This is a genomic window from Methanosalsum natronophilum (assembly GCF_024808815.1).
Taxonomy (GTDB): Archaea; Halobacteriota; Methanosarcinia; order Methanosarcinales; family Methanosarcinaceae; genus Methanosalsum; species Methanosalsum natronophilum.
On the sequence record NZ_JANUCS010000009.1, the window covers coordinates 1 to 25771 of the forward strand.

23 protein-coding genes and 3 tRNA genes are annotated in these 25771 nt (G+C 31.3%); 9 read left to right on the plus strand and 17 right to left on the minus strand.

Features of this window, described 5'->3' with window-relative positions; translation table 11 throughout:
• Positions 1-90: 90 nt before the first annotated feature.
• The 4 genes from J2T59_RS05935 to J2T59_RS05950 all read right to left on the minus strand — a co-directional run bounded on the left by J2T59_RS05935 (position 91) and on the right by J2T59_RS05950 (position 3159).
• Positions 91-234, minus strand: coding sequence for a hypothetical protein (locus J2T59_RS05935; RefSeq protein WP_259134903.1), 144 nt, complete (start codon positions 232-234; stop codon positions 91-93).
• Between the two features lie 301 nt (positions 235-535).
• A complete protein-coding gene (locus tag J2T59_RS05940) occupies positions 536-1132 on the minus strand; it encodes a methyltransferase family protein (RefSeq protein WP_259135014.1) in 597 nt (198 codons plus the stop codon).
• A 180-nt stretch (positions 1133-1312) separates the two neighbouring features.
• Positions 1313-2368: a disk-shape morphogenesis protein volactin gene (locus J2T59_RS05945; protein ID WP_259134905.1), complete on the minus strand. Its 1056-nt coding sequence runs from the start codon at positions 2366-2368 to the stop codon at positions 1313-1315.
• 2 nt (positions 2369-2370) lie between these two features.
• On the minus strand, positions 2371-3159 hold the full coding sequence (locus J2T59_RS05950) for a cell division protein CdpA domain-containing protein (protein WP_259134907.1): 789 nt from the start codon (positions 3157-3159) through the stop codon (positions 2371-2373).
• Between the two features lie 189 nt (positions 3160-3348).
• Between J2T59_RS05950 and J2T59_RS05955 the strand changes: the two genes are divergently transcribed.
• The 5 genes from J2T59_RS05955 to J2T59_RS05975 all read left to right on the plus strand — a co-directional run bounded on the left by J2T59_RS05955 (position 3349) and on the right by J2T59_RS05975 (position 6371).
• Positions 3349-3657 carry a YgjP-like metallopeptidase domain-containing protein gene (locus tag J2T59_RS05955; RefSeq protein ID WP_259134909.1) on the plus strand — a complete coding sequence of 103 codons (309 nt, stop codon included), beginning with the start codon at positions 3349-3351 and terminating at the stop codon, positions 3655-3657.
• 368 nt (positions 3658-4025) lie between these two features.
• The gene (locus J2T59_RS05960) at positions 4026-4358 is read left to right on the plus strand and encodes a hypothetical protein (RefSeq protein WP_259134911.1); all 333 of its coding nucleotides are present in this window, start codon (positions 4026-4028) and stop codon (positions 4356-4358) included.
• Between the two features lie 35 nt (positions 4359-4393).
• Complete coding sequence (locus J2T59_RS05965; protein ID WP_259134913.1) at positions 4394-4534, plus strand: hypothetical protein; 141 nt, start codon at positions 4394-4396, stop codon at positions 4532-4534.
• Between the two features lie 73 nt (positions 4535-4607).
• Complete coding sequence (locus J2T59_RS05970; RefSeq protein WP_259134914.1) at positions 4608-4823, plus strand: hypothetical protein; 216 nt, start codon at positions 4608-4610, stop codon at positions 4821-4823.
• An 813-nt stretch (positions 4824-5636) separates the two neighbouring features.
• Positions 5637-6371: a SagB/ThcOx family dehydrogenase gene (locus J2T59_RS05975; protein ID WP_259134915.1), complete on the plus strand. Its 735-nt coding sequence runs from the start codon at positions 5637-5639 to the stop codon at positions 6369-6371.
• A gap of 569 nt (positions 6372-6940) precedes the next feature.
• Here J2T59_RS05975 and J2T59_RS05980 read toward each other — a convergent pair.
• From J2T59_RS05980 to J2T59_RS05990, 3 genes are all read right to left on the minus strand, one after another.
• The gene (locus J2T59_RS05980) at positions 6941-7768 is read right to left on the minus strand and encodes an immunoglobulin-like domain-containing protein (RefSeq protein WP_259134917.1); all 828 of its coding nucleotides are present in this window, start codon (positions 7766-7768) and stop codon (positions 6941-6943) included.
• Between the two features lie 176 nt (positions 7769-7944).
• Positions 7945-9453 carry a catalase gene (locus J2T59_RS05985; RefSeq protein WP_259134919.1) on the minus strand — a complete coding sequence of 503 codons (1509 nt, stop codon included), beginning with the start codon at positions 9451-9453 and terminating at the stop codon, positions 7945-7947.
• A 307-nt stretch (positions 9454-9760) separates the two neighbouring features.
• Positions 9761-10099, minus strand: coding sequence for a winged helix-turn-helix domain-containing protein (locus tag J2T59_RS05990; RefSeq protein ID WP_259134921.1), 339 nt, complete (start codon positions 10097-10099; stop codon positions 9761-9763).
• Positions 10100-10223: 124 nt separating this feature from the next.
• On the opposite strand from J2T59_RS05990, the gene J2T59_RS05995 reads away from it, so the two are divergent.
• Positions 10224-10652: a hypothetical protein gene (locus J2T59_RS05995; RefSeq protein WP_259134923.1), complete on the plus strand. Its 429-nt coding sequence runs from the start codon at positions 10224-10226 to the stop codon at positions 10650-10652.
• A gap of 101 nt (positions 10653-10753) precedes the next feature.
• Here J2T59_RS05995 and J2T59_RS06000 read toward each other — a convergent pair.
• The 4 genes from J2T59_RS06000 to J2T59_RS06015 form a co-directional block, all read right to left on the minus strand.
• Positions 10754-10825: transfer RNA gene (locus J2T59_RS06000), tRNA-Gly, on the minus strand.
• A 234-nt stretch (positions 10826-11059) separates the two neighbouring features.
• The gene (locus J2T59_RS06005) at positions 11060-13102 is read right to left on the minus strand and encodes a hydantoinase/oxoprolinase N-terminal domain-containing protein (protein ID WP_310572664.1); all 2043 of its coding nucleotides are present in this window, start codon (positions 13100-13102) and stop codon (positions 11060-11062) included.
• A 176-nt stretch (positions 13103-13278) separates the two neighbouring features.
• The gene (locus J2T59_RS06010) at positions 13279-16425 is read right to left on the minus strand and encodes an AAA family ATPase (protein ID WP_259134925.1); all 3147 of its coding nucleotides are present in this window, start codon (positions 16423-16425) and stop codon (positions 13279-13281) included.
• Positions 16422-17702, minus strand: coding sequence for a metallophosphoesterase family protein (locus J2T59_RS06015; protein ID WP_259134927.1), 1281 nt, complete (start codon positions 17700-17702; stop codon positions 16422-16424). The genes J2T59_RS06010 and J2T59_RS06015 overlap by 4 nt, the downstream gene beginning before the upstream one ends.
• A 595-nt stretch (positions 17703-18297) precedes the next feature.
• Between J2T59_RS06015 and J2T59_RS06020 the strand changes: the two genes are divergently transcribed.
• Positions 18298-19665, plus strand: a complete 1368-nt coding sequence (locus J2T59_RS06020; RefSeq protein WP_259134928.1) for an aldehyde dehydrogenase family protein — start codon at positions 18298-18300, stop codon at positions 19663-19665.
• A 582-nt stretch (positions 19666-20247) separates the two neighbouring features.
• On the opposite strand, the gene J2T59_RS06025 is transcribed toward J2T59_RS06020, so the two are convergent.
• Positions 20248-20320, minus strand: a tRNA-Phe gene (locus J2T59_RS06025).
• 85 nt (positions 20321-20405) lie between these two features.
• Positions 20406-20479, minus strand: a tRNA-Val gene (locus J2T59_RS06030).
• Positions 20480-20633: 154 nt separating this feature from the next.
• Between J2T59_RS06030 and J2T59_RS06035 the strand changes: the two genes are divergently transcribed.
• Positions 20634-21236 carry a class I SAM-dependent methyltransferase gene (locus tag J2T59_RS06035; protein WP_259134930.1) on the plus strand — a complete coding sequence of 201 codons (603 nt, stop codon included), beginning with the start codon at positions 20634-20636 and terminating at the stop codon, positions 21234-21236.
• A gap of 22 nt (positions 21237-21258) precedes the next feature.
• Here the strand turns inward: J2T59_RS06035 and J2T59_RS06040 are convergent, their stop codons facing one another.
• Positions 21259-21690: a hypothetical protein gene (locus J2T59_RS06040; RefSeq protein WP_259134932.1), complete on the minus strand. Its 432-nt coding sequence runs from the start codon at positions 21688-21690 to the stop codon at positions 21259-21261.
• A 140-nt stretch (positions 21691-21830) separates the two neighbouring features.
• On the minus strand, positions 21831-22010 hold the full coding sequence (locus tag J2T59_RS06045) for a hypothetical protein (protein WP_259134934.1): 180 nt from the start codon (positions 22008-22010) through the stop codon (positions 21831-21833).
• Between the two features lie 173 nt (positions 22011-22183).
• Between J2T59_RS06045 and cca the strand changes: the two genes are divergently transcribed.
• Positions 22184-23575 carry a CCA tRNA nucleotidyltransferase gene (gene cca / locus J2T59_RS06050; protein WP_259134936.1) on the plus strand — a complete coding sequence of 464 codons (1392 nt, stop codon included), beginning with the start codon at positions 22184-22186 and terminating at the stop codon, positions 23573-23575.
• On the opposite strand, the gene J2T59_RS06055 is transcribed toward cca, so the two are convergent.
• Positions 23532-24395 carry a DNA-3-methyladenine glycosylase family protein gene (locus J2T59_RS06055; protein WP_259134938.1) on the minus strand — a complete coding sequence of 288 codons (864 nt, stop codon included), beginning with the start codon at positions 24393-24395 and terminating at the stop codon, positions 23532-23534. The genes cca and J2T59_RS06055 overlap by 44 nt on opposite strands.
• A gap of 5 nt (positions 24396-24400) precedes the next feature.
• Positions 24401-25768, minus strand: a complete 1368-nt coding sequence (locus tag J2T59_RS06060; RefSeq protein WP_259134940.1) for an ADP-dependent glucokinase/phosphofructokinase — start codon at positions 25766-25768, stop codon at positions 24401-24403.
• Positions 25769-25771 lie beyond the last annotated feature (3 nt).

Genomic DNA, 25771 nt, shown 5'->3' on the forward strand with positions numbered 1-25771 from the left:
AGTAAAATCAACAAAATTAGCTGAACTGGCAAACTCATTTTCCGACAAAAATTAGTAATATTTAATCAAAAATAGTTTAAACTGGCAAACTTAGGGTACAAAGTATTTTTGTAACTTATCCCTAAATACTTCTAATTGCATTTGACAGATTGGGCAAACAAGTTCATTACCATATTCTCTGTTTTTGAAAGATTCAACTGCTCTTCCACATCTTACACATGATTTAATGCACAATTGATACTACCCCAAAGATTTAAATTTAAGTATTTGACCACAAGTTTAAATCGTAATTCAAAATATTAAACATGCAATATAATATATATAGACTCTTAATTTAAAATCTTTAAAGAATGTTAGTTTCTTATCTATAATATTGTACTTGATTACTTTAGATTTATTTGATACAACAATTTTTTCTCTAGTTATCCTCGTGCTAATATTTGTAATCTGTAAAATTAGAAATTTATATCAAACATTCCTTTATAAAGTAACTTTTGAGTGGTGTATGCTTATTATGAAAATAAAAATTATCAATTTATTTATTAGGAACTCTAGGTAATATCCTATTCACTTCAGTTTGATATTCTTTGTATTCAGTACCAAACTGTTCCACTAACCTTTTCTCCCAATGGAATGATCCAAAAACTAGATAAATGGTTATAAGAACATAAATAAGCAATAAATTCAGTGTCATGAATGGAGTAAACCAGATTATAACTAGACCAGATAAAAGAAAAGGATCTCTAATCCACTTGTAAATACCTTTTATTTTTAGGTGATTTAGTTCTTTATTATCAACTTGACCTAGCTGTAACCTTAATTTAAATCTATGGGGAGCATCAGTTAAAGCACGAGGTGCAACCAGTGCAGCAATTACTTGTATGCTTATCATAACCCAGAACCAGGGTGTTGGTATTATATATATTATTGAACCTGGGTTGTTATATATTAAGTACACTAAAGGTGAAATTGTCAATAAGGCTAATAGACTGTAGACTGGCAGATATACTTTGTCAACAAAAGGTCCTAGTCGACATCTGATTTTTCTTTTAAAGTACAAACTTGCTGTAAAACTGTGAATCACGGCAAATACAGTGAAGTAAAGAATGATTAATAAAACGATTTCTATCAGCTTTTTTCATCTCCCTTTGTCTCAAATAAGTTACTATAACTGAAAATTGGTGTAAAACTTTGTTTATGCAATAGAAGTTATAAAATAATGAACTATTAGGTTTCTTAAGTTATAAATAAAATAAAAAAGTGTTGAGATGTTATTTTTTCATCTCAATACAACTAGCAAAAATAGTTTTAGTTATTTATTCTCTTCATTTTTTGTTTTATTTACTTCTTCACTCTCAGCTTTTTCAGCATTTTCACGGGTTATGCTTGATATAAGGCACCCACGTGCAATCGCATATACTGGATCTTTAGCACCAGAGCTGGCATACTGTGTTTTCTTGACCTTTGAAATGTTGATGGAAAGGTTAGCCTCAGTTATTCTTTTCTCAAACATTTCCAAGAAACCTTTTGCACGACTGCTACCTCCAGCGATAGCTACTGGAAACTCTGCATCTGGTGGTGCAGCTTCTTCAAGTTTCCTTTTAAGGTGCTCAATAATATAAGTTATCAGTGCATCATAATAAAGGGCGATAGCACCCTGTATACTTCCAATTTCATATTCTGAATTGAAAGTGAAGTCATTCTCTTTGATTGAAGTAACTCTTTCAATAGCTACTCCAGTAGCACTAGCAACTTGTTCGTCAATCCAATCACCACCTCTGGCAATACTGAACGAAACAATTGGAGTTGCTAAGTATGCTACTGTTATGTTGGTCATTCCAGCTCCAACACTTATACCAACACCAGTAAAGTTTTGGTCACCTAGTTCAGAATAGACAACAGCAAGGCCCTCATCGATTAATGTTGTTTTGTACCCGAGTTTTTTTGACAAAGCTTCTACTGTTTTACTATGGTATAGTACATTTATATTACTGTCAACTGGACTTGCAGGTACTGAAATTGTTAATAATTCACCATCTTTTTCAGCCTTATTCAAAACACGTTCAATTATCAACTTAATCATGGGGATTGATTCTTTCTCATCAGGACTAATTATACCTTGTCTCATTGGTCTTCTGATAGGCTTATTAAAAACGTTTGCAAATTTGAAAGCATCTTCTCCAAGTACATTTATTGTATCGTTTTGATGTGTATATAAGATTTTGGAAGTATCTAGCATATTTTGGGCTAAGTCACCTGCTTCCATCTTCAAAAAAGCATTTCTTTGTTGTGCAAAGACTATAGAATCGCTTTTTCCTTTTTCCGCACAGATAATATTCATTGTTCCTACATCGAGTCCTTTTGCCATAATTATTTCCTCTTATTATTGAATTTAGTTTTAAATTTGTTGAAAATACTTTTGTTTTGGTCCCGTTCCTTTTCTTTCATAGTTTCACTTAACATCTTGGTAGTTAACTCCAAACCATAATCTCCGGTTTCAACTTTACCCGTCATTGTGGTCTGCAAATTTTTAGCTTCGCTTATAAAATCTTCTACTTCAATTCTTTCTTGTTGAGTGCTTTTAAATGTTTTACATGGAACAAAGCTTGTATCATCTTCTTTTACCCCAAGATCAAAACTTGAAAAGTTAGTATTATTGGTTGAATAACTTTGACTTAAAGTTTTTTCTACTTCTTTTTCAATATCTTCTAATGAATAGTTCTTATTAGAACTAGATGTACTTAGGTTTTCAGATGGTTCTCCGATTACTCTTAAAACGGCATTAGCAAAAGCATTTCCTGAAAGTAGACTAATACCCGAAGCATATAATATAACTAAATACGTAGCATAGGGGTATACCCAATTATCTTGAAATATCATTAAAAAATAGATTACACCAGCTATCGATAGTATAAATCCAGTAACCATTGCTATGTTGCTATACAGTCCATAAGGCCTTTGTTTACTAATCATTAAGTTAATGCCCAACAGAGTTAAACTAAAACCTATACCAACTAAGCTGTAAGTAGTCATAATTTCAATGGGATCAGAAGTCCACATCAGGTTAACAAATATACCAAACCCAATGCCTGCAATTGAGATTATGAGACCAGACAAAAATACCATTGACCCTAAATAGTATCTGAGTTTCAAGTCCATGGACATAATACTATTATATTTGATAAATAAGTTTCGTATATATGTTTCATTTTTTCATATTAGGGTAATGCTTGTTAGTCATGTGTGAGATACACTGTAAATGGAGTAAAATAAGGTATTGATAAAAATATTACTTAAGGTGTTGTTTCGCTATCAATAAAAATAGGGCAGAATGTTGTTGAGTACAATTTGATTTGTTCAAATAGGAAAAAGACCTTTGAGGTTAGAGTTACTTTCACTAAGAAGTTAATTGTAAGGGCACTAAAGAATATTTCAATATTTGAATTTGAAAAATTGATTCAAAAGAAATCTAAATGGATATCTAAGAAATTAAATTCACCTATTGTCCTTAACTCTGAAAATATTAAAAGAACTTATTCTGAAAATGAATTGTTTTATTTTTTGGGTTCTGAACTTTCTTTAAATATTAAAAAATCAAAAAAAGAACAAATATTGGTCTTTAAAGCACAAAAAAAAGAACTTTGTATTTCAATTTAGTTTATATGACAATGTCTTTCATGCCATTATTAGTTATACTTAAACTCAAAGTAACCGATAAAGCTTTGTTTAATCCTGATGAGTTTCAATTTATTGACTTAGAACTTGCGATAAGCATTGAATGTTTACGTAGTTCACTGTTTTAGATACTATACTAACTTTGATTATTTAGCTATCATACAACATCATACTAGCTTTAAAATAATAACAGCTAAGGATGGGTTCGATATATAGTAATTAAAAGAAAAATCTATTTAACTATAAATCTATTTAACTTTTCAGCTTTCTTAGTAATGTAAAGATTTAGTTTAAGGAATAATACCCAAATGCGCTCTAATAAATTTAAATCACACATATCAAAATATATTTTGGATAAATTGTCTGAAAATCATTGTTATTGTAAGATAAGATTAAGTTATTTGGGAAGATATGTTAATTTTTTATTAAAAGATGCCCAAAAAGTGATTGAAACTATATTAGAGCTTAATAATGACATATTGTTTGTAAATAATACAAGTAAAATATTTGGTACTATAAAAGAAGACAATTCTGATGGGATTCCTTCTTGTGGTTATATAGCTCTTTTAGGTAAAGATAATGAACAATATTCTATGTTTACTAGATTATGTTATAGAGTGACTGTATTCTCACCGAAAAGTTTTATTTTGTGCTTTTCTTTTATGAAATTAAAAAATGTATAACCTATATCAATTAAGTTTTTACTAAAGTGATTTGAATGTCAATAAAAAAAAGAATATGGAAGGAACTAGCTGAATTAAAAAAAAATAGCATAGATGAACTTAATGAAGTTAAAGATGAATTAAATGAAACAAGTGATGAAATAAAAAATATGAAACATAGGAAAAAAGAAAAGTAAATTATTTAATGGTATAAATGAAGACTCTATGGACTATTAATGTAAAAACATTTTCTTGTTAAAGGTGAAATAAATGAGTTATAAAGAGAAAATGGAAGAAAAAAAAGAATACTTAAAAGATGCTGATTGTAAAAATTGTTTTTTTGTAAAAAGAAAAAGAAACCGAGCATATTGTACAAGGTTTCCTAAAGAAGTTGAAAAATATTACGTTGGTAGAAAGTCTTTAAAGCTTATACCTTTACGAGAACAAGATGTAGTTTATTGGTGTGGTGAATTCATTCCTAAATAAAATCACTAATTTTTGAACTTAGCTGAACTTTCTTTTTTTCTTTTATTCAGATGTAACTTTTGAAACTTAGCATAATAATAGCGTTGAGTAGGAGTTAGAAAATAAGATCAAAGTAAGTCTATTAAACATAAAAGAAACATCTATCACAATTTTACTTAAATGATATGCTTTTCATAAATAGAAAAGAGAAAATGAATGGTTAAAATAATCGAATTCATACTAATCTGATTTTAAATTCGGTATAGATTTGGATCTAACTCATTTTCTCATGACAACAAATGGCATTAAAATTAATAACCCTAACAATGTAAAAAAAATAGCCAATGCCTAATAAGTATTATAAAAAAGATTATCTAAGAAACAAAAAGGCTCAAAGAACAGGTCAAAGGCGTGTTATTTTAGAGATTAATTCAATATTGAAATAAATATGAATTAACGGAAATAGTTGATAGTGAATAATATAGAAATGATTATTCATTATAAATCAATAGGTTTATATAATACATGATTTATCATTATAATTGCAAAACAAATGTGTTTCGAGAAAATACTAATATTTTCATGAGATAATGGAGTTTTAAATTATGCAAAACAAACCCAATTTTGAATTAGATGGTACTGATTCGGTAGCAATTTATGGTTATATTTTTGGAATTTTCATGATTGCAGCAATGTATTTAACTGGATTATTGGCATAATCTTTTTAGTTCTAAAGTCACTTCTGTGATGATAATAATATCTTTTCCTTTTTATGCCTCGATAGAGTTTATTAGGTATTGTACTTGATAAAATTCTCATTGTATGTTGGTTAATATGAAAGAGAATATTGGTGTAGATTTTTTGGAAAGAACAAAGTATAGAAACTTAGATGTTCCTGCTCAATCACTTGGTTATCCAAATCCTCCGTTGCAAAAACCAGTAAAAAATCAAACTATTGAGCTACCATCTCCTAGTCTCATTTCCATTGAAGATTGTAATGTGAGGGAAATTATTGAAGCTCGAAGTAGTGTCAGATCCTATTCTGATGAACATATTAACTTAGAAGAGCTATCTTATTTATTGTGGTGTATACAAGGTGTGAAAAAAGTTGTTAGTGGCATTGCTTCATTTAGAAATGTGCCATCAGCTGGTGCACGACATGCACTTGAAACTTACATTATATCTAATAGAGTTCAAGGTTTAGATAAAGGAATTTACCGATTTATAGCTATAGGGCACAAATTGGAAGTAATTGAAATAGATAATAATGTTGTACGAGAAGTGAAGAAGGCATGCTTAAACCAGGAATTTGTTACTGAGAGTGCACTTGTAGTTGTTTGGTCTGCTGTACCATATCGTATGACTTGGAGGTATGGGGATCGAGGTTATAGATACTTGTTTTTGGATGCGGGCCACTCATGCCAGAATCTTTACTTAAGTTCTGAGAGTATTGGGTATGGTGTTTGTGCAATAGCTGCATTTAGCGATGAGAATATGAATGAACTAATTGGGATCGATGGGAAAGATGAATTTGTAATATATGTTTCAGCTGTGGGTAAGAAAAATTAAATTAATTTAAATTTGATATTTTAGTGATATTTTTTATTGGATTTTAAAAAGTAGCTAAGATAAAAATAAAACATAAAAGTTACTGTATTTAATAATGTTTCTTGTAACCACATTTTTGTTGGGTTAAAAAAACAAATAAAAACTTTTTCTAGAAAGATAACTATTTCATAGTCACCTTTAAAATTTTAAATTGAACTAAAAAATATTTTAATTTCCGATAAGTAAGTAGAGCTATTTTTCCGTTTTTAGCATTTCCTACTATGATTGTGACCTTAAAATAGATGATTAACAAGTTATTAGGTAGTCAAACTTTACAGATTACATAGAATATGTGTAAGTGTAGTTTAAACTTAATACCTTAAAAATCAGTTAAGGATATATGGCGCCCTTGATAGTTAGTGATTGTTAATATCATGAGGATGTTATGTTAATACAAATACAGAAAGTAGAGGTGAGTAGTTAAAAAATATAACATGTTTCTCAAAAAGTTAGAGTCATAATAAAAACTGTTCTTATTAATTATTAAAAAATATTGTGATCATTTTTAATGACCACATTTATTCAAATATTTATTTGCCTACAATATTGAATTCTGTTTCAAGGTAAAGTACATCTTCGGTTTCGGTACATGTAACTGACTTATTTATTCTATATAATCCGTCTTCAACATTTTTAGCGAAATGTTCTGATGGGTTAAAAGACTGTTTGAAAGACTCACCTGGATCTAATACTATCATTTCTAAAGTAACAGCCATCTGCATCTCAACAGGTTTCCATCTATTTTCCATTTGTTCATAGAATTTAACTTCAAACATTCGGCCAAAAGTTATTGGAGTGGTCCCAATGTTTTTAACAGTGTATTCGATATTTTCATTTTTATCGAAATTATCTTTATCTAAACTCAAAGAAGCATTTGGATAAGGTTCATCCATATCTATATAAAAATTTTCAACTACTTTAAAACTCTCACCTGTATCTGCACAATGTAACTTCTTTATTATCCTGTATTCACCATCTTTTGCTTCAGTTATGAAATTAGAAGATGGATTAAATACTTGCTGATCGAATGTTTCTCCAGGTTCTAGAATTATTAAATCCTGTGGCCATACTAAATCCAAATCTTTTTGAGTCCATTCATCAGTGTTTTCGTCATAATACTCTATGTTAAATGCACGACCAAATTCTAAAACCGTATCTCCTGTATTTTTAATTTCAAAATGGATATCTTCATACTTACTAAAACTATCTTTAGGCAAGTTAATCTTTGCATCTGGTCCAGTTTCATCAATTAGATTATTATCTAGGCATCCTGAAAAAAGCAATAATAATGCAATTAAAGCAATTGAGATTAGATGGATTGGTTTTTTTTTAATTTTTGTTAGATTCCACATATTCATCAAATACCTATATGTGATTTACATAAATAAATCATTCTTAAGCTTCAAATTAGTTTGCAGTTATTGTTTTCAAAAAAATAATTAAAAAATATACTCTAACGTAGCTTATAATTTATAAAATAAAATTTAATAGAGGAACTATTAGTTCCTCTTCTGCTTGGTCGTTGATAAACCAATTATGAAGTTGCATTCACACGTTCTTCATGTGACATATTGGCTAGCTCTTCTACTGTATTTATATCAAGCCCTAATCCCTCAGCTACTTTTGTTCCATAATCCGAGTCTGCTTTGTAAAAGATTGCTGCTTGCCTTAATTGAATTCTTTCTATAGCACCTGATAAATGTGATATAATATTTTTTACCAAGTGTTGTTTAGCCTCATCATCCATAACATCCCTATACAGATTCCCTGGTTGTACAAAGTCATCGTTTGGATGTGTGTATTCAGTACGTGCTGCCATTCCTGAGACTTCGAATGGTGGTTCTAATACACTTTCATTGGGTTCAGGCCCATTGAAACTGTTTGGCCAATAATTTGGTCCACTACCTCCATTATCATCAACACGCATGAAACCATCACGTTGATAACTATTCTCTGGTGAATTTTTTGGCCTGTTGACAGGAATTAGGTTATAGTTTGGCCCGAGTCGGTGTATGTGTGTGTCATGGTAAGAAAACACTCTAGCCTGAAGCATTTTATCGGGTGAAATACCTATACCAGGTACAAGGTTAGCTGGACTGAATGCAGCCTGTTCGACTTCTGCGAAATAGTTTTCAGGATTCCTGTTAAGAACAAGTTTACCGATATCTATTGGCGGGAAGTCTTCATGTGGCCACACTTTTGTTATATCAGTTATATCAAATCTATAGTTTTCAGCCTCTTCAGGTGTCATTATTTGCATTTGTAAAGTCCATGTAGGATAATCTCCATTTTGTATAGATTCATAAAGGTCTCTTGTTGCGTGGTCTGGATCTGAACCACTTAATTTCTCCGCTTCTTTGCCTGTCAAGTTTTTAATTCCTTGATCGGTTTTAAAGTGATATTTAACCCAATAATAATCACCATCTTCATTATACCATTTATAGGTGTGACTGGAATAGCCGTTCATATGACGGTAACTTGCGGGTGTACCTCTATCAGAGAACAATATTGTTACTTGATGAATTGATTCGGGTGTTAATGATAAGAAGTCCCAGAACATATTAGCATCTTTGCAGTTAGTCGCAGGATGTCTTTTTTGTGTATGAATGAAATCAGGGAATTTAAGAGGATCTCTTATAAAGAAAACAGGTGTGTTATTCCCAGTCATATCATAATTTCCTTCTTCAGTATAAAATTTGACAGCAAACCCACGTGGATCGCGTGCAGCATCTGCGGAACCTTTTTCGCCACCTACTGTAGAAAATCTAACAAATACTTCAGTTTTCTTACCAACTTCAGATAAAAAGTTGGCTTTAGTATATTTACTGACATCTGAAGTAACTTCGAAATACCCTCCAGCACCTGCACCTTTAGCATGTACCACTCTTTCAGGTATTCTCTCACGATCAAAATGGCTAAGTTTATCTAGAAGATGAACATCTTGCATTAACACAGGCCCATTCTCTCCTGCTGTAAGGCTGTTCTGATCGTTACCTACAGGTATTCCAAAACCTGTGGTTAAAGTATTCTTTTTATTATCCATAGTTAATTTACCACCTTAATACTCTAAGCTCGAAAAAAAAAGCCACTCTAAGCTAATTGTTGTTTTTTCTTAGAGTATAGTTATGTGTAATATTAAAATGAAACTATTTAAGGCTTCCTTGTAAAAAAAATGTTTATAAGTTCAAATATCCATTATGATTATTTGCGTACTTTCCATAACCAGTAGATACATCACTAAATAACAACCTTTTTGTATTCATTTCAAAAGCACTTTCATTCATCACAATTTATTAAATGTAAGAAACCCATAGATTCATTTTTTATCACTTTTTAGTTGCGATTTCATTTTATTTACCCATCTTTGCATTGTCGATGTAACCTTTACCACGTGGTGATAATATGTAATAATGATTGTTATCTTTAGTAGTTTGCTCAATGAACAATGAAGCTTCTAACATCTCAAGATGGAACTTAGCCTGCATTTTGTCAATGCCTAGCTCTTTTTTAATTTCATCTAAAGTTCTTGGAGTTTTAGTAAGAACTTGGAGTATTTTTCTTCTAGTAGGATTTTGTAATGCTTTCAAACCACTTTCGTGATCTTTTGTAGGATTTTTATCAATCTTACCTTCACTCTTCATTTTTTGAATCCACTTATGTTTCAAGCTTTTATTTTCTTCATCATTCATGCTACCAATTATAATGGATAATAATTATTTATTAAAGGTTTTGGTTCAATAATTCTAGCTAAATTTAAATAAATAAAATTTCCTTTATATTGTGGTATAATGTCAATAATTTAATGAGGTAGATATGTCAAAAGAATGTTTAAACTGTGGGTCAAAAATCGAAAGTGAAAAAAAAGGAGTATGCGCAAATTGTGGCCTAAAACCAGATTATTTAAAGGAAGATGGTTATAAACCTTACAATAATTGGATGCGTGCATTTAGTATTCTATATGGCGGGATTGGCCTAGCTGCTGCACCTGCAGGATTTATGTGGTATTTAGAATCGGGCCTCATATCAGTGCTGATTGGATATTCTATATCTTTATTAATAGCTGTGATTTTAGTCCTATTAGGTTTATTACCCAATAAAACAATTAATCTTTTGAACATTAACGATAAGAGCAGACTTTTAATATTCATAATCATTTTAATTATTATTGATTTAATTGCAATAGGTTTTGTACCCGAACCCCCAGGTGGCTGGTGGAACTATAATCCATGGCAAAATAATTAGAATCCATAGAAATTTTACTCTATAGATATTTTAATTTTTTAGTTAGAGAAACATGTTTATTAAGTAAAAATGAATTTGCAGCTGATTTTGATTAAGTTAAGTACACCAGCCGGGATTCGAACCCGGGTTCGAGCGTTGGCAACGCCCGGTGATAACCGCTACACTACTGGTGTATAGAAGATAGTTTTTTGTTTTATTAAAACCAATAGACTCCTAATAAGCAGATGTAATATATTAGAGTTGCGATTTAATATTTTTATTACTTTTATATTTTTACTTAAAATTTAAAGTAAAGGCTATACTCAATTTAAAATGCTTAAGTAAATTAAATATATACAAGTTTCTTTTTTAATTTTTAAAGCTTGAGGATATACTAAATGAGAATATAGATTCTAATTTAATAACTATTAAAATGTATCACCAACAGATATTGATGAATTATTTTTCATGTATTTATCATGAGTCCCCTTTTTTTGAATTGCGACACCTAAAATAACTAAATGTGTTTCTACTGGTGGATTATGCCAATTTTGAGGAATCACTTTTTTTTCATTTACTTTTATCTCGATATCACTTTTATTGAAGCCACAAGCTAACATATGGTTCGTAACCAGCTTTTTCCCATGTTCTTTGGCAAATTCTAGAGCTTGGTAATAATCTTCTATCTTATACCGTCCATCTTGTGAAAATAATAAATAATTTTTATCTGGTTTATTAATTGACTCAGGTATTATCATCATTTCTAGACGCTTAATACCATTCCCAAACAATGCACCTGCAGCATTTCCTACACTTGCAAATTCAGGAACTCTTATATCAGCATCAATCAATTTATCTAAACCATCTCTATAAGCACTCACAGGACCTCCTAACAAAACTACAGGCACATCAAGTTTAAATTTAACATCACTGTTATTTTTAATCATTTCGTGTATACCTTCACGTGGAAGCATTGGTAACATAAAAGTTATCAAGCGATATGCCATATTTATTGTAAACATTTGTTTGACTTCTTTGCAGAATTCATAGGCTTGAAATTTGTTTAACTTACCTAATTTCTTGGAACCTATTAATGAGGCTTCAACGTTCCATTTCTTATAATCTCCTAGCACATGCAATGCATCAGTTGGTGTGAATCCAATACACTGGACTAACCGTTTTTTAATCAAAGAGTTCATTATCTGTGTTGCGGGAGGTTTTACCATAAGCCTACTAAGATCAGCAAAAGAACGCGGATCCTCATAATCTATTACTTTAAGTAGTTTTTCTTCAGATTTTGTAAGGTGCCCATGTTTTTTTTCAGTACGTATGAAATACTTTGTAGGCTGAATATTTTCATCAAGTGTACGTCTTGAGACAATTTCATCCCTTTTCAATTTATCTAAGAGATTTTTATATTTGGTTGCAGCATAGCATAATGGTATAACTTTATTTGGACCGATATTGAGTTTTTTGTCCTGAATCCATATATGACTATCCCCACCCATAGCGGAAGTTTCCATGACAGTTGCTCTGACTCTTGTTTTCCATCCCCCTACAATAGCTCCAGTTTCACTGAGTTCAGGCACACCATTTTTAATTAAAGACACATCGGTGCTGGTACCTCCGACATCGATCACTGTACATGTGTCAAGTCTTGTTAAATATGATGCACCTATAAGACTAGCAGCTGGTCCCGAGAAAATTGTTTCAATTGGTTTATCTAGAGCATCTTGGATACTTATCACTGATCCGTCACATTTGAGCATGAGCATACGAGCATTAATATCCTTTTCTTTTATTACCTGTATTGTAGATTCTATGAATTGACGGATTATTGGAATTAATTTTGCATTAAGTGTTGCAGTAACTGCACGTTCGTATACTCCAATATCCTGAGAGAGATTATGTCCACAAACTACAGGCATACCAGTCCTACTTTCAATCAGCTCTTTTATTTTAAGCTCATGTTCAGGATTACGTATACTGAAATAAGATGATACTGCAAATGCGGAAACTTTTGTTTTTACGTTATTTACAAATTCAGTTATTTCATCAAAATTGAGGTTTTCAATCTCTTCTCCATTATTGTCATGACCACCACTTGTTTCCAATATATCCAAAGCAGGATAATTGTTTGATGGATGATCTCCTACAAGTATTAAACCAACTGGATCACCGGTTTTCTCAAGCACAGTATTAGTTGCAAGTGTGGTTGAAACTGATACTAAACTTACTTGCTTTAAATGCTCGGTATCAATCGATTCAAGTGCATTTTTAATGCCTACGGTCATGTCAGGATAAGTTGTCAATGACTTATTGAACTCTACTATTGAACCATCACTATTTTCCACTATAATCGCATCAGTATAAGTGCCACCAGCATCAATTCCAAGACTATATCGCATGAATATCACATCTGTTCCAATATGGAACAATATACTAATTCTATATCTCTTAATATATAACATAAATTGTATTTTAGTGTATATATAGTGGTGGTATAGACATTGATACTTAAAATATTAAATAAATACAGTATCAAATCGATTATAACAAGAGATTCTATTAAATTAAATTAAATATTTTAATAAATATTTTTAATTCTCTGATATTACTAATAAGTTAATATTGAATACGAGATAAATTAGACAAGCTCAAAAACTTGTGTAGAGGGAATTTTTTCTTTACACATTTCAACATGTTCAGGATGACATGTGAAGTAAAACACCTGATTTGTTTTAATTAAATCATTTATTGCTTTGAAAGCGTTCTGGGCTCTAGTATTATCAAAATTCACGAACACATCGTCAAAAATTATGGGTAATGATGGATTATATTTTTGAAAGTGGAGAATAAAGCCAATCCTAAGTGATAGGTAAAGCTGTTCTGCAGTTCCTCTACTTAATTGCTGAATATCTTTGTGATTCCCTGAACAATCTTCAACTAAGATTTCAGAAGAATCTAATGGTGAGTATATCCTATTGTACTTCTCTCCAGTAATAATGGAAAAGAATTTTTGTGCGTCTGTAACAACTTCAGGTTGGTGCTCATGTTCATACTTTGAAATTGCATTATTAAGTAAGTTTTCAGCAAGAATAAAAGCTGCCCATTTACGTGATATGTGATTTGCTTTTTCACTTACAGATTTCAGATTTTGTTGAATTTCAGATTCTTGATGATTTTCTATAAGGTGATTTATTTTCGTTTCAGTTTCACCAATCGTGTTGGATAATGTTTCTATCATATCGTTTATCCTTTCAATTTCTTCTTTAAGCTCACTTTTCTCAAGTTCAAGCTCACCGTAAGTTGTATTGTTCAATTTTTCTAAGATTTCATTGAATAAATCATTTCCAGTAAATCTTCGAATTCTGTGCTCAGAGGTCTTTATTTCGTCTTTTAATTTTTTCAGTTCAATCCAATTTTGTTCCTTTTTTCTAAATTCTTTAAGTGTAGTAACTTTTTCTAAACTTAAAATCATATTTATCCTACTTTCAATATTATTGATTTCTGAATAGGTAACATCTAGTTTCTTATCGAGTTTCTCAATATTTGAAACAATTAAATCTAATTGGGCTTGGCCTCTTTCAGATAAATCCAGTTTTTCTTTAAGCAGCCTTACAGAAACTTCTATGGGTTGACTAGGATTCATCTTAAGATCTTTGATTAGCTTTACAGTTTTATTTTTGTAGGATTGAACACTGTTACTTATCTGTTCATATTCTTCTTCTTTACTTGAGAGATTAGCATTTTTATCATAACAAGTCTGAATTATAGAATATATTTCAAGTACTTGTGTTGGTAACAAGCCTGTATTTAACTTGTTTGAAAGCAACCAATTATTAAATTCATGAATTATGTCATTTATGCTATTTTCAATATTACTCTTTTCAACCTTTTTTTCCCTAAGATTCTCAGAAAGTTGCCTATTTTTATCAAAGAGTTCGGCTTCTTCAAGTTGAATATTATTAAGTTCAGCTGATTTATCTGCTTCAACCTGTAACTCTTTGGCTTTTTGTTCAACTTGAGACAAGCGGGGGATAAAATCGAAACCACATATCTTTGCTTGCTCCTTTAAAAATGAAGTTAGCTTTTTCTTTTTTTCTTCAGCATTTGTAATGTATTGGTCAATATCGTAAGGTGACTCAAAATTATCAAGAAATTTTTTATCTTCATCATGTAAAGATTTATTTGTAGTTGGTTTGCTATTATTTTTATTTGAAATATAGAGATATAATATTATTGAGCCCACAAGTATTCCCGATATTAAAGCCCCTTCTGCTAAAAGTCCAATCGTGTACATATATATAGCTTGAAGGATAGCAATTATCAATAACAGTATTGCAGGCCATACTGGTGCACTTCCATTTACATTTTTTCTTTGAACTAATGTATTAAGTATTGCAGCATCTTTTCTCCAATTATCAAGATCATTGTTAAGTTTCTCTAATTCAGGAATAAATGTTCTTAAGTTGAATATTGCTTCAAAACACCCCTCAATTTCCACTGTAATAAGGTTAGGATTAATATACTTTCGCTTATTTTTATTTGACTCAAGCTTTGCATTTATCTGATCAATATTCTCATTTAAAAGCTTTATTTCGGAATTTAGATCAGAAACTTTGTTATCAAGGAAATTTAATTGTAACTGTTTAGTTTTAATAAATTCTTTTGTTTGTATTGAAAAATCAGTATTATTGAGTTTCTCACGATTCCAATCATAACTAATTGATTTAAGTAACTTATCCAATTCTTGTTTCTCAGAAGCTATCTTAAGTTCGACCTGTTTACTAGAAGCTTTATCAGCAATGTATTTCTCAAGATAGTTGACTAATTGATATATTTCTTCTTTGTAGTCTAGAACATCGTAATCGATTAGTAAATTCTCCTTGTCCAGTATCAATTCTTGTTTTTCCTTAGTAAACTCTTCAACTTGATTTTCTAAATGCTCTTTTCGTTTCACTAAATTGGTAATTTCATCAGAATGTTTTTCACAAAAAAATGAGATTTTTTTAATATTATCCAAAGTTGCATTTGAAGAAACTAAGTTGATCCAATCGTCCCATACATATAAAAGGTTATTCACAAAATCAAACTTTTTATAGAGATCTTCTCGTGTTGCTTTTAATTTTTCTCTTTCATTTAAGCAAGATTCAAGATTTGTTTGAAGTTCATCATATGATTCTATTTTACCCACATGTTCTGAATATTGTGTTTTGAGATTTTTTATTTTGTAGAATAATTCATTCAAAACTGGTTTTTTACCTTTTGGCTTATAGTAAAATCGATGCATTGAATTGAGTTTTGATTTCACATCAGAAATTGATATGCTTTTAAAACCTGTACCTGCACTATACAATTTGTTCTGTATCGCTTCATCATTAAGTGTATTGAAGTCCTGTAATTCTTTCAGGCTAAATGCATAAATGTTTTCAAATGTATTGGAATCTATACTGCCAACGAGCTTGCTAAGATCATGTTTGTCGCCTATTTTTCCTGTAGGCAAGATCAAGTTCAACTCGGTAGTATCATAGCGTTCAATGACATATTTTTCATCCTTACTTATAAGACTTAGAGAGCCACCATGTCGCCCTCCTTTTAGTGGGATATATGGTTTTGGACTTGTATTTTTGACTTTTGAGAAACCAAAGAACATTATTCGTATAAACTCTAGTAAAGTAGATTTTCCTGCTTCATTTGGACCATAAAATAATACACAATTTGAGGTAATTCCCTCAGCTCTATAACTATTGAACTTACCAAATCCATTTATGTTGATATTTTCAATCCTCATTCATCATTCTCCATGAACTGATCCAATATGATGTCTTCAGCTTCATACAATATTGTTCTCAGCTCGGATTTATTTATGGGTTGCAGAAATCTTTTTCCATCATTGGAGTTAAAAAGAGTTGAAACTGTTTCAAATAGTTCAGTTAAATCATCATCATTAGCTTGATACTCATCAACAAGTTTCACAATTTCGCTTAAAAGGTCTTGGCGTTGAGCTATATTTTGTCTATTTATAGGCAATTTTGTATGGTTCCGTAGTCGATCGATCCAAATGAACTGAGAATCAAGATTTTGGTCATCGTTAAAATATTTTAAAATATTATCAATAACCTCTTCATCATTTAGAATGCTGCTAAGCTTAGACTTACCTACTAATTTATACCTGCATATAATGGATTTATCAGTTTGCTCATTCTTGACTGTTCGAATATGTTTATTCAACATTTCAATTAAGTCTGACTCTGAATTTAATCCATTCAATGATAATTCGGCACAATCCCAATAGATTGTGCTAGTACTCTGAAAGGTATACTTTATTTGAGGATTGTCCATTTTCACAAGATAACAACCTCTTTCACCTGTTTCACCTGGATGTCGGCCTTGAGTATTCCCAGAATATATGATAGGAGGATTGTTTTGAAGAATTGAAGGAGTATGTACATGTCCTAGTGCCCAATAATCATAATTCAATTGATTTAAATCGTTTAAAGTACATGGGGAATAACTATAATGCTCACCGTGATTTCCGACACTACAATGCAATAAACCAATCGTTAGAGGCCATTTTTTACTTTTCGCAGGGAATTGTTTAACAAGATTATCTTTTATGTGATGTTCCTGATAACTCATGCCTACGATATGAACATTAAAATCATTGGATTTAAATACTTTAACCTCAGGTTCTTTTCCATTGAATATATGTACATTTTCGGGCCAATTTAAATGTGCAGACCAACCAGATAGCGGGTCATGGTTACCATGTACTATATATGCCTCAATTTTAGATTCATTTAACAATTCCATTCCTTTAAGGAACTGCAACTGAGAATAGAGGCTTTTATTCTGATTATCATAAATATCACCAGCGAAAAGTACAAAGTTGACTTCTTTTCTAATAGCAAGATAAATTAGATTAAAAAAAGAATCAAAAGTAGCATTAGATAATTTATGTGCCAGTTTCTGATTTATTTCCGCAATACCACTAAAGGGACTATCTAAATGAAGATCCGCAGCATGAATAAAAGAAATACTGTTTGCTGAATTTGATTCGTTGACCATAGAAACACATAAAATATTTTATATTTAAATATTAATAAATTACATATAATCTTTTTTAAACCTTTAATAGATGATTATCTTACCCCATAAATAATAACATAAAATGTAAAGGTCATATGTATAGGTGTATCAATTTTTGTATATACTAACAAAGTTGATCTATGACTTTAAAAAGAGTTGAATTGAGAGAATGGAAATTTCTAACACGCCTCTTTTTACTCATAAAAGTTAACGGAATTGCTTATTTTTCACAATGCTCAGACTTGGTGGTCAATAGTGGCATCATTTTGTACGTTTGGTACAAAATAATATATATTATATATAATTATTGGTTTTTATTTCTAAGTATAGCTTATTACATTAGTGGTTTACTGGATTCGTCCACAATAACATTTCAAGGAACTACATAGAAATGAATTGTCAAGCTTAAAGCCCTACAGGATAGTGGTAAGATTAGAAATAAGCTCACATCAATATCGAAATAGGTAGAAGTTATTAATATACAAAATGAAATTTAATCAAAATGTGGTTGAGGCTTTGACCTTTTCTTTAGTGACACATAAGAAGAAAACAATAAAGAGGCATAATAATAATAATGGAAAGTATCACATCATTTAATCCTGCAACAGGAGAGGCCATAGGGGATTACGAGCTGGATTCAGTACACATTATAGAGAATAAGGTAAGATGTTCTTTGAATTCTTTTATTGACTGGAAAAACACATCGGCTTTTGACAGGTCAGTGTATATAAATGTCGTTGCAAGTGTTCTTAAAAAGAGAAAATATGAGCTTTCAAGTATTATCACCACAGAGATGGGAAAGCCCATCAGGGAATCTGAGCAAGAAATAGACGACTGTATAGATCTTTGCAAATATTTCGCTGCAAATGTTGAGAAGTTCCTTGAAACCGAATTTGTGGATACGGATGCCATTACTTCGGGTTTCTTGTACGAGCCTCTAGGCACCATACTTAATATCACACCTTGGAACTTTCCCTTTTGGCAAGCTTTCAGCACCTGCATTCCAGCACTTGCAGCAGGTAATGTAGTGCTTCTGAAACATTCTAGTTACGTTCCAATGTGCTCTATGGAGATTGAAAATGTCTTTTCTCAAGCAGGATTTCCAAGAGGTACATTTCAGACAATGATGGTCAAGGGTAACATGATAGCAAGACTGATTGCAAGAGGGGAAGTGAAGGCGGTTTCCTTTACCGGCAGCAGTGAAACAGGTAAAAAAGTGGCAGCTGAGTCCGGCCGTCATATGAAGAAATTTGTGCTGGAGCTTGGTGGAAGTGATCCTTTCATCGTACTAAAAGATGCCGATTTAGAGGTAGCTGCAAGGGAGGCTGTTAGAGCCAGATTCCTAAATGCAGGACAGAGTTGTACTGCCGCAAAGCGTATTATTGTGGATGAAAGTGTAGCTAAGGAATTTACCGGAACATTTTTGGAGAGGAACCGGGAACTCAAAGTTGATGATCCAACATCCCCAGAAACAGATATGGGACCTCTTGTCAGTGAACAACAAATGAATAAAATTCAAAGGCAGATCGATGAAACACTTTCAATGGGAGCAGAAGCTCTTCTGGATGGCGGGCCTCGGGAAGGAAATGGATTCTTTTTTATGCCTACAGTGCTCACTAATATCAGGGAGAGTGACCCTGTCATGCAGGAAGAAACATTTGGTCCTGTGGCACCAATCATCACTTTCAAGAATGAGGAGGAAGCTGTCAATCTAGCTAATAACACAAAGTTCGGGCTGGGAGCCAGCGTTTGGTCAGACGACAGAGACAGGTTTATGAATCTTATAAGCAACATCCAAGCAGGCTTTATCACCATCAACCAGGTTGTTGAAGAAGATCCAAGACTTCCTTTTGGTGGTTTCAAAGAAAGCGGTATGGGAAGAATGCTCTATCGAATTGGAATGCAGGAGTTCATGCAGCTCAAATCTTTAAAGATATATTAAATATATGTGGTCAAAAAAAAGAAGCTACCTCTTTGTAGATGTTTTGATAATGAAGGTGTTGATTATTTATTTGGATTGAAATTAGATGGAAACAATTGAGTTCATGAACACACTCTCAAAGTATAGTATAAAGTTTAATGTCACAAAAAATTAAATCAATGATTCTTTCATGCAGAAATTTTTCTGCACTGTGCCTTCTGCGACAAACCTAGTAAAAAAACATGTTTTAGCAGCTATAATATATTTTCAAGGCTTTTTATCAGAATGCTCAATCTCAGTAGCAGCTTAATACACGTCTGTAAGTGCTACCTTATCAAAATCTTATTTAAATATCTAAGTCAAAATGCTTAATTGGTTAAACTATTTTAAAATATGCATATTATAATTCTTCAACAAACAGATGTTTAAAAATGAAAAAAGATTTCTGTTTCTTTGTGAATAGTCTGCATCAATAATTCATTTCTCTGCAAACTTTATTCCTTTTCTGTTGTTGTAGAAATTCATACCTAAAACATTCCACTTATTGGATAAGTATCCAAAGTTATCAGTGTGAAGGTATTAGGCTTTGTACCATTATTGGTATGCCCAGACCCGGACTTGAACCGGGGACAACTGCCTCTTCAGGGCAGCGCTCTCCCAACTGAGCTACCTGGGCACACAATGCTTTGATCTTGTACGATAAATGATACTAGTTACATTTAAAGTTATCTATCAAGACTAAACGGAATTTAAATATCTAATGGGCCCGCTGCGATTCGAACGCAGGATCCCCGCCATGTCAAGGCGATGTCATAACCAGCTAGACCACGGGCCCTTGTAAATTTCAGTAATGTGAGCTTCCTTATATCATTATGATAAATAAATCTTTGGATTTAAAATTATGTATCTTGCCCAGAAATAATACATTGAAATGACTATAAAAGATGTTAAGGTGGCTTTAAATATTTTAAACGAGTTATTAAATTTTGATGAAACATGGTACCAAGTATGATCGGATTGCACACCTTTATAATATTCTAGAATGGCCTTTTGAACATTATTTATTTAATTATTGGAGAAAGGAATTTATCACACAACTTGAAGGCAAAATATTAGATGTTGGTATTGGTACAGGGAATAACATAGGTTACTATCCACATAATTCTGAGATTGTTGGTATTGATTTGAGCAAGAAAATGTTAAAATATTCGCGTAATGTTGACACTCCAAATAAAGTTAATTTGATTTTGATGGATGCTCAAATGTTGGGTTTTGAAGATAACTCTTTTGATTATGTGGTTTCAACTTTTGTAATGTGTAATATTTATAAACCTCATCTAGCTCTAAAAGAGCTTCGACGTGTATGCAAACCTGGTGGTCTAATCATAAACATTGAACATTTACGCAGTGAAACAAAAAGCATTTCATTTATTCAGGACTTATTTAACCCTTTTACAAAGTATCTTTTAGGGGAGTACATTAATCGAGATATTGTATATTTTATACAATCATCAGGACTTGAAGTAATCGAAACTAAAAATTTGAAATTTAAGGATGTTTTCAAATTAATAATATCTAGGAATATAGATTAAATTTATTCTAATCAACTTTCTATTAGCACCAGCATCCATCATAGTGTACATCATTAGATTTTGAAGAAAAGTTATCAGAATACCGACTATTATGTTCTTCTACAATTTCTCCTGTAAGTGAGTTGATTCTAATCATTTGACTTCCAACTTCATCACTATAATAGATTACCCACCATGTATCTGCTAAGTAAACGTTATTTTCTCCAACTCTGAAATCGATTTTTTCTTGTGCTATTTTTAATACATCTTCTTTATTCAATGGTAGATTAGTTACTTCTTGATCAGGTGTACCAGAAAATAATCCACAAAGTGAAAAACCAAGTTTTTCTTGTAAAGATACTAATATTGGACAAGTTTCCACTCTAGAATCATCTTGATTTCCAGAAACTGAATTAATTCCCAGAATGGTAATTAAAACTAGTAGAACTAAAACAACTTGGATAATTTTTTTCATAATATCACTCATATGTTATTTGTTAAGTTATGAAATATATATACCTATTTTTTATCCTTAATTGTAATTAAGTATTTAGGTAAACTCAACTTTAAAATAAAAAAGTAATAAACAATTTAATTTTGAATGTAAGAGATATTTCAGTTACATCCACAACCAGTAGCAGGTCTGTTACATATACATTCTATACATCCAGCTATGGAATCACAAGAATTAATAGCTTGTGATGTTATAGTGCTTGTTTCGGCAGTTACTGTAGTTATGGTTGTAACCATAATTACTAAAAAACCAAAACCTAAGAGAATTTTAGATAGATCCACTGGTTCACCTCCTTAATAATATATTGTATAACAACGTGGGTTTCAGATATATATGTGATTTTTGAGGCAGGTATTACCATCGTACCATTATCTATCTTATATATTTAAACGAAATGTATACGTATATTAACTTCGTCTATTATTCATAGAAAGTGGCAGTACATGTGATAATTATGGACAATGCTAAATTACAAAAGTTCAATACTTTAAAACAAGAAATAATAAGTGAAATCAAACCAACTGAATATGAACAGATAAAACTTGAAGAAGTTACTCGAAAATTGATTGATCATATATACAATGTAATTAAAAAAAGAGATTTAAAAGATATTTCTGTACAATTAGTAGGTTCAGCTGCCCGAAATACGTGGCTTTCAGGAACACACGACCTTGATATTTTCATAGTATTTCCTGAAAATACATCCCGTGAAGAACTCGAAGCTATTGGATTGGAGATAGCTCGTGATGTTACAAAAATAGCAGATAAATATGAAGAACGATTTGCAGAACACCCTTATATCAATCTTCAAGTGGAAAATTTCGGTGTTGATTTAGTTCCTTGTTTTGGAGTTTCAGATTCAAGTAAAATTAAGTCATCAGTTGATAGAACACCATTCCATAATGAATATGTTAAATCTAATATTGCTGGCTTATTTGATGATGTTAGATTGCTTAAACAGTTTATGAGGGGTATAGGAGTATATGGTTCAGAACTTAAAACTAAGGGATTTTCTGGTTATCTTACAGAACTACTTGTAATATATTACGGTTCTTTTGAAAATGTCTTATATAACGCAGCTAATTGGAAACCAGGTATTAAATTAAGACTTGGCAATGAAGAAATATCTACTATACTTATTCAAGAAAAAAAGCCTCTATTATTTGTTGATCCAATCGACCCTGAACGAAATGTAGCTTCTGCGGTTTCTCTTGATAAATTATGTGAGTTTATAGATGCTGCTAGGGACTTTTTGGAGTCACCTTCTAAACAGTTCTTTTTTTCAAAAAAAGGCAATGAACATAACAAAGAATACTTAATCGATAGAATGGAAAGAAGAAGCACGGGTTTTATTGTGATTATATTTGATCGACCAGATGAAGTTGATGATGTAGTTTATCCTCAACTCTATAAGATGGAAAGATCAGTTACTGAGATGTTAGAGATGTTTGACTTTAAGGTAATGAAGTCATTTTCGTGGTCTGAAGATGTGGGACTTGGAAATAAGTCTGTAGTTTTTTTTGAATTGATAACATCACGTTTACCTAATGTAAAAAAACATTTTGGACCCCCGGTTTGGCTTAGAGACCATGCACAGAAGTTTAAGGAAAAATACAGTGATGATAAAAATAGTTTTAATTTTTATATTGAAGATGGGAAATATGTTTGTGATGTTCTACGTCAACATGTTAATGCTAAATCTTTATTAGAGGATAGGTTAAAGACTTGTTCTTTAGGTAAACATATAAATGAAAGTATCAATCAAAATTTTGATTTACTTGAAAACGATGAAGTTTTAAAAATTAAAAATCCTGAGTTTCGTTTGCTATTGAGTAAGAGTCTTTAAATCTATTATACATGTAAAGATATTCTTGTGCATATCCACAATAATTACCAAAGTAATTTCTGCCCCATTCTGCTATTTTATTATAATTTGACTTCTTTTTTATAAATTCATCATTTGAGTAACATTGTTGAACAATTTGCTTAATGTGAGTATCTACGGGAAAAGATTCAAGTTTATCCATAGAAAATAGGAGGATACAATCCGCAACCTTTTCACCGATACCTTCTATTGTCATTAATTTTTCACGTGCTTCATGATACTCATGTTTATGCAAATTATATGGATCAATTTGCTTATTGACAACAAGCTCAGCTGCTTGCTTTATTCTTTTTGTACGAAATCCTAACTTACATTCACAGAGTTCAGATTCACATGCATTTGCAATAGCTTCTGGATAAGGAAATGTAAATATTCCAGCCTCAATCTCAGTTCCAAATATCCGGCAAAGGTTTAAAATTCTCTTTTTAATTGTAGGTATGCTTGAAGCTGTTGCGAGCATGTAAGAAATAAGACATTCCCAAGGATCTTGTCTAATAAGCCTTAATCCATAATATTGTTTTATTGAATTTGCTATACAATTATCTTTGTTAATATCTTCCAATATGGCATTAAGGTTATCATCAAACCTGAAGTACTCATGAAAAAAAGTTTCAGGTAAATCTGAATCAATTGTGATTGAAAAATCGTTGTTTTGTTTAATTTTTATTAGTGACTCTTGTACAATACCAGTCCACCAATCACCAGATTTTTCCCATCTAAAAACCTGGCCACAGTCTAGTGTAAAGTCTAAATTAAAATCTGGACATGAGAGCACATACATACTAATCACACATTTTCTAGAAAATGTAAAAATGTAGCAGCTGTGACAGTATCACCAAGACCTACTGTTGAAATTGGAGTCTCTGTAATGATTGTAGGTATTATAGCATAACCTAAATTTTTCTTTGACCCAATAATACCACGCCCAAAAAACTTACTCTTAACTTTTTGGGACACAAACTTAATTTGATTTTTACCGCGTTTGTTTTCTTGTAAGTTTTTTATTTCTCTATCAATTAAGTTTCTAGATACAATCTTTCCATTATGAGCAAATAAAGCTGCTACTTTAGAGCCAAAATCTAATGATTGGAGTTCAATTGTTGCTTTGGAATAACTACCAATAAAAACGGAGATAATAAAATCTCTGGTATGAACAACGATCTTTTTGTATTTACTTAAATGAATCAACTGGGTTACAGCTTCAAGGATATCAAAAGCACTCATTGATTTTATTTTATCATTATCAATGTTATGAATGGGATTAAAAAAAGTTAGCTCATCCTCATTCATACCTATACTATCTGCAACTTTATCCAAGCTTTTGAATACATCAAGTGCAATTTCATCTGTTAAAAAATCACCTAGTTCAGCATGTACTTTTAATTGATTATTAATAATTTTCCATGTACGTACCTGACTAACTGCATTGTTAATTTTATCTATATGAGTAGTGTTGTCCTGATACTTTTCTCTTAAAAGATGAAAACCAGAAATAACACTACCATTGATTTCATCTATATTCCTTATAGCATAAAGCTCAAAACTGTTAGCGATTTCAAGCTTAGTATTTTCGGGGTCATAAGTTGCAATAAATCTGTTTTCTCTAGGTACTTTAAAACCAAGGTTTTCTATTAAAATTTCATCATTTCTGTTAAAATCAAAAACAAAATGAATAAGTTCATTATGATCATTTTTTTTAAAATCACCTATATTTTCAAACTTTTGTGCAACAGCTTCTCTAAAAACCTTTTTTGGTATAATTACACCTTTTTTTGAAAAGAGATTTAACTGGGTTTCAGAAGGTGCTACTACATTAGGTATTACTTCGTCAATATCAAGATTAGACAAAACGTTAGTCATAATTCCTGCATTACCACCCATACGTATACTTGATTTATTATAGAAGGTCTCTTTAAGGTACTTTAAGACATTATTATCTTCTATTAACCATTCAGAACCAGCACCTAGTTTCATACATCTTATAAGGCCTGCATAGAAATCTGATATTGATTTGATGGTTGATGGTGGTTCTTCTATTTTGTTAATCAATTCAAGTAAATCAATATTTTCTGAGGCTATCAATGCTGAAATTTCTTTACCCTCAATTCTATACAACGCATCAATATTGACATTATATCCACATAATACACGCATGGT

Coding starts and splice junctions, on each gene's coding strand:
- J2T59_RS05945 (WP_259134905.1), bottom strand. CDS start 2,368: ATGGCAAAAGGACTCGATGTAGGAACAATGAATATTATCTGTGCGGAA.
- J2T59_RS05950 (WP_259134907.1), bottom strand. CDS start 3,159: ATGGACTTGAAACTCAGATACTATTTAGGGTCAATGGTATTTTTGTCT.
- J2T59_RS05965 (WP_259134913.1), top strand. CDS start 4,394: ATGTCAATAAAAAAAAGAATATGGAAGGAACTAGCTGAATTAAAAAAA.
- J2T59_RS05970 (WP_259134914.1), top strand. CDS start 4,608: ATGAGTTATAAAGAGAAAATGGAAGAAAAAAAAGAATACTTAAAAGAT.
- J2T59_RS05975 (WP_259134915.1), top strand. CDS start 5,637: ATGAAAGAGAATATTGGTGTAGATTTTTTGGAAAGAACAAAGTATAGA.
- J2T59_RS05980 (WP_259134917.1), bottom strand. CDS start 7,768: ATGAATATGTGGAATCTAACAAAAATTAAAAAAAAACCAATCCATCTA.
- J2T59_RS05985 (WP_259134919.1), bottom strand. CDS start 9,453: ATGGATAATAAAAAGAATACTTTAACCACAGGTTTTGGAATACCTGTA.
- J2T59_RS05990 (WP_259134921.1), bottom strand. CDS start 10,099: ATGAATGATGAAGAAAATAAAAGCTTGAAACATAAGTGGATTCAAAAA.
- J2T59_RS05995 (WP_259134923.1), top strand. CDS start 10,224: ATGTCAAAAGAATGTTTAAACTGTGGGTCAAAAATCGAAAGTGAAAAA.
- J2T59_RS06005 (WP_310572664.1), bottom strand. CDS start 13,102: ATGTTATATATTAAGAGATATAGAATTAGTATATTGTTCCATATTGGA.
- J2T59_RS06010 (WP_259134925.1), bottom strand. CDS start 16,425: ATGAGGATTGAAAATATCAACATAAATGGATTTGGTAAGTTCAATAGT.
- J2T59_RS06015 (WP_259134927.1), bottom strand. CDS start 17,702: ATGGTCAACGAATCAAATTCAGCAAACAGTATTTCTTTTATTCATGCT.
- J2T59_RS06020 (WP_259134928.1), top strand. CDS start 18,298: ATGGAAAGTATCACATCATTTAATCCTGCAACAGGAGAGGCCATAGGG.
- J2T59_RS06035 (WP_259134930.1), top strand. CDS start 20,634: ATGAAACATGGTACCAAGTATGATCGGATTGCACACCTTTATAATATT.
- J2T59_RS06040 (WP_259134932.1), bottom strand. CDS start 21,690: ATGAAAAAAATTATCCAAGTTGTTTTAGTTCTACTAGTTTTAATTACC.
- cca (WP_259134936.1), top strand. CDS start 22,184: ATGGACAATGCTAAATTACAAAAGTTCAATACTTTAAAACAAGAAATA.
- J2T59_RS06055 (WP_259134938.1), bottom strand. CDS start 24,395: ATGTATGTGCTCTCATGTCCAGATTTTAATTTAGACTTTACACTAGAC.
- J2T59_RS06060 (WP_259134940.1), bottom strand. CDS start 25,768: ATGCGTGTATTATGTGGATATAATGTCAATATTGATGCGTTGTATAGA.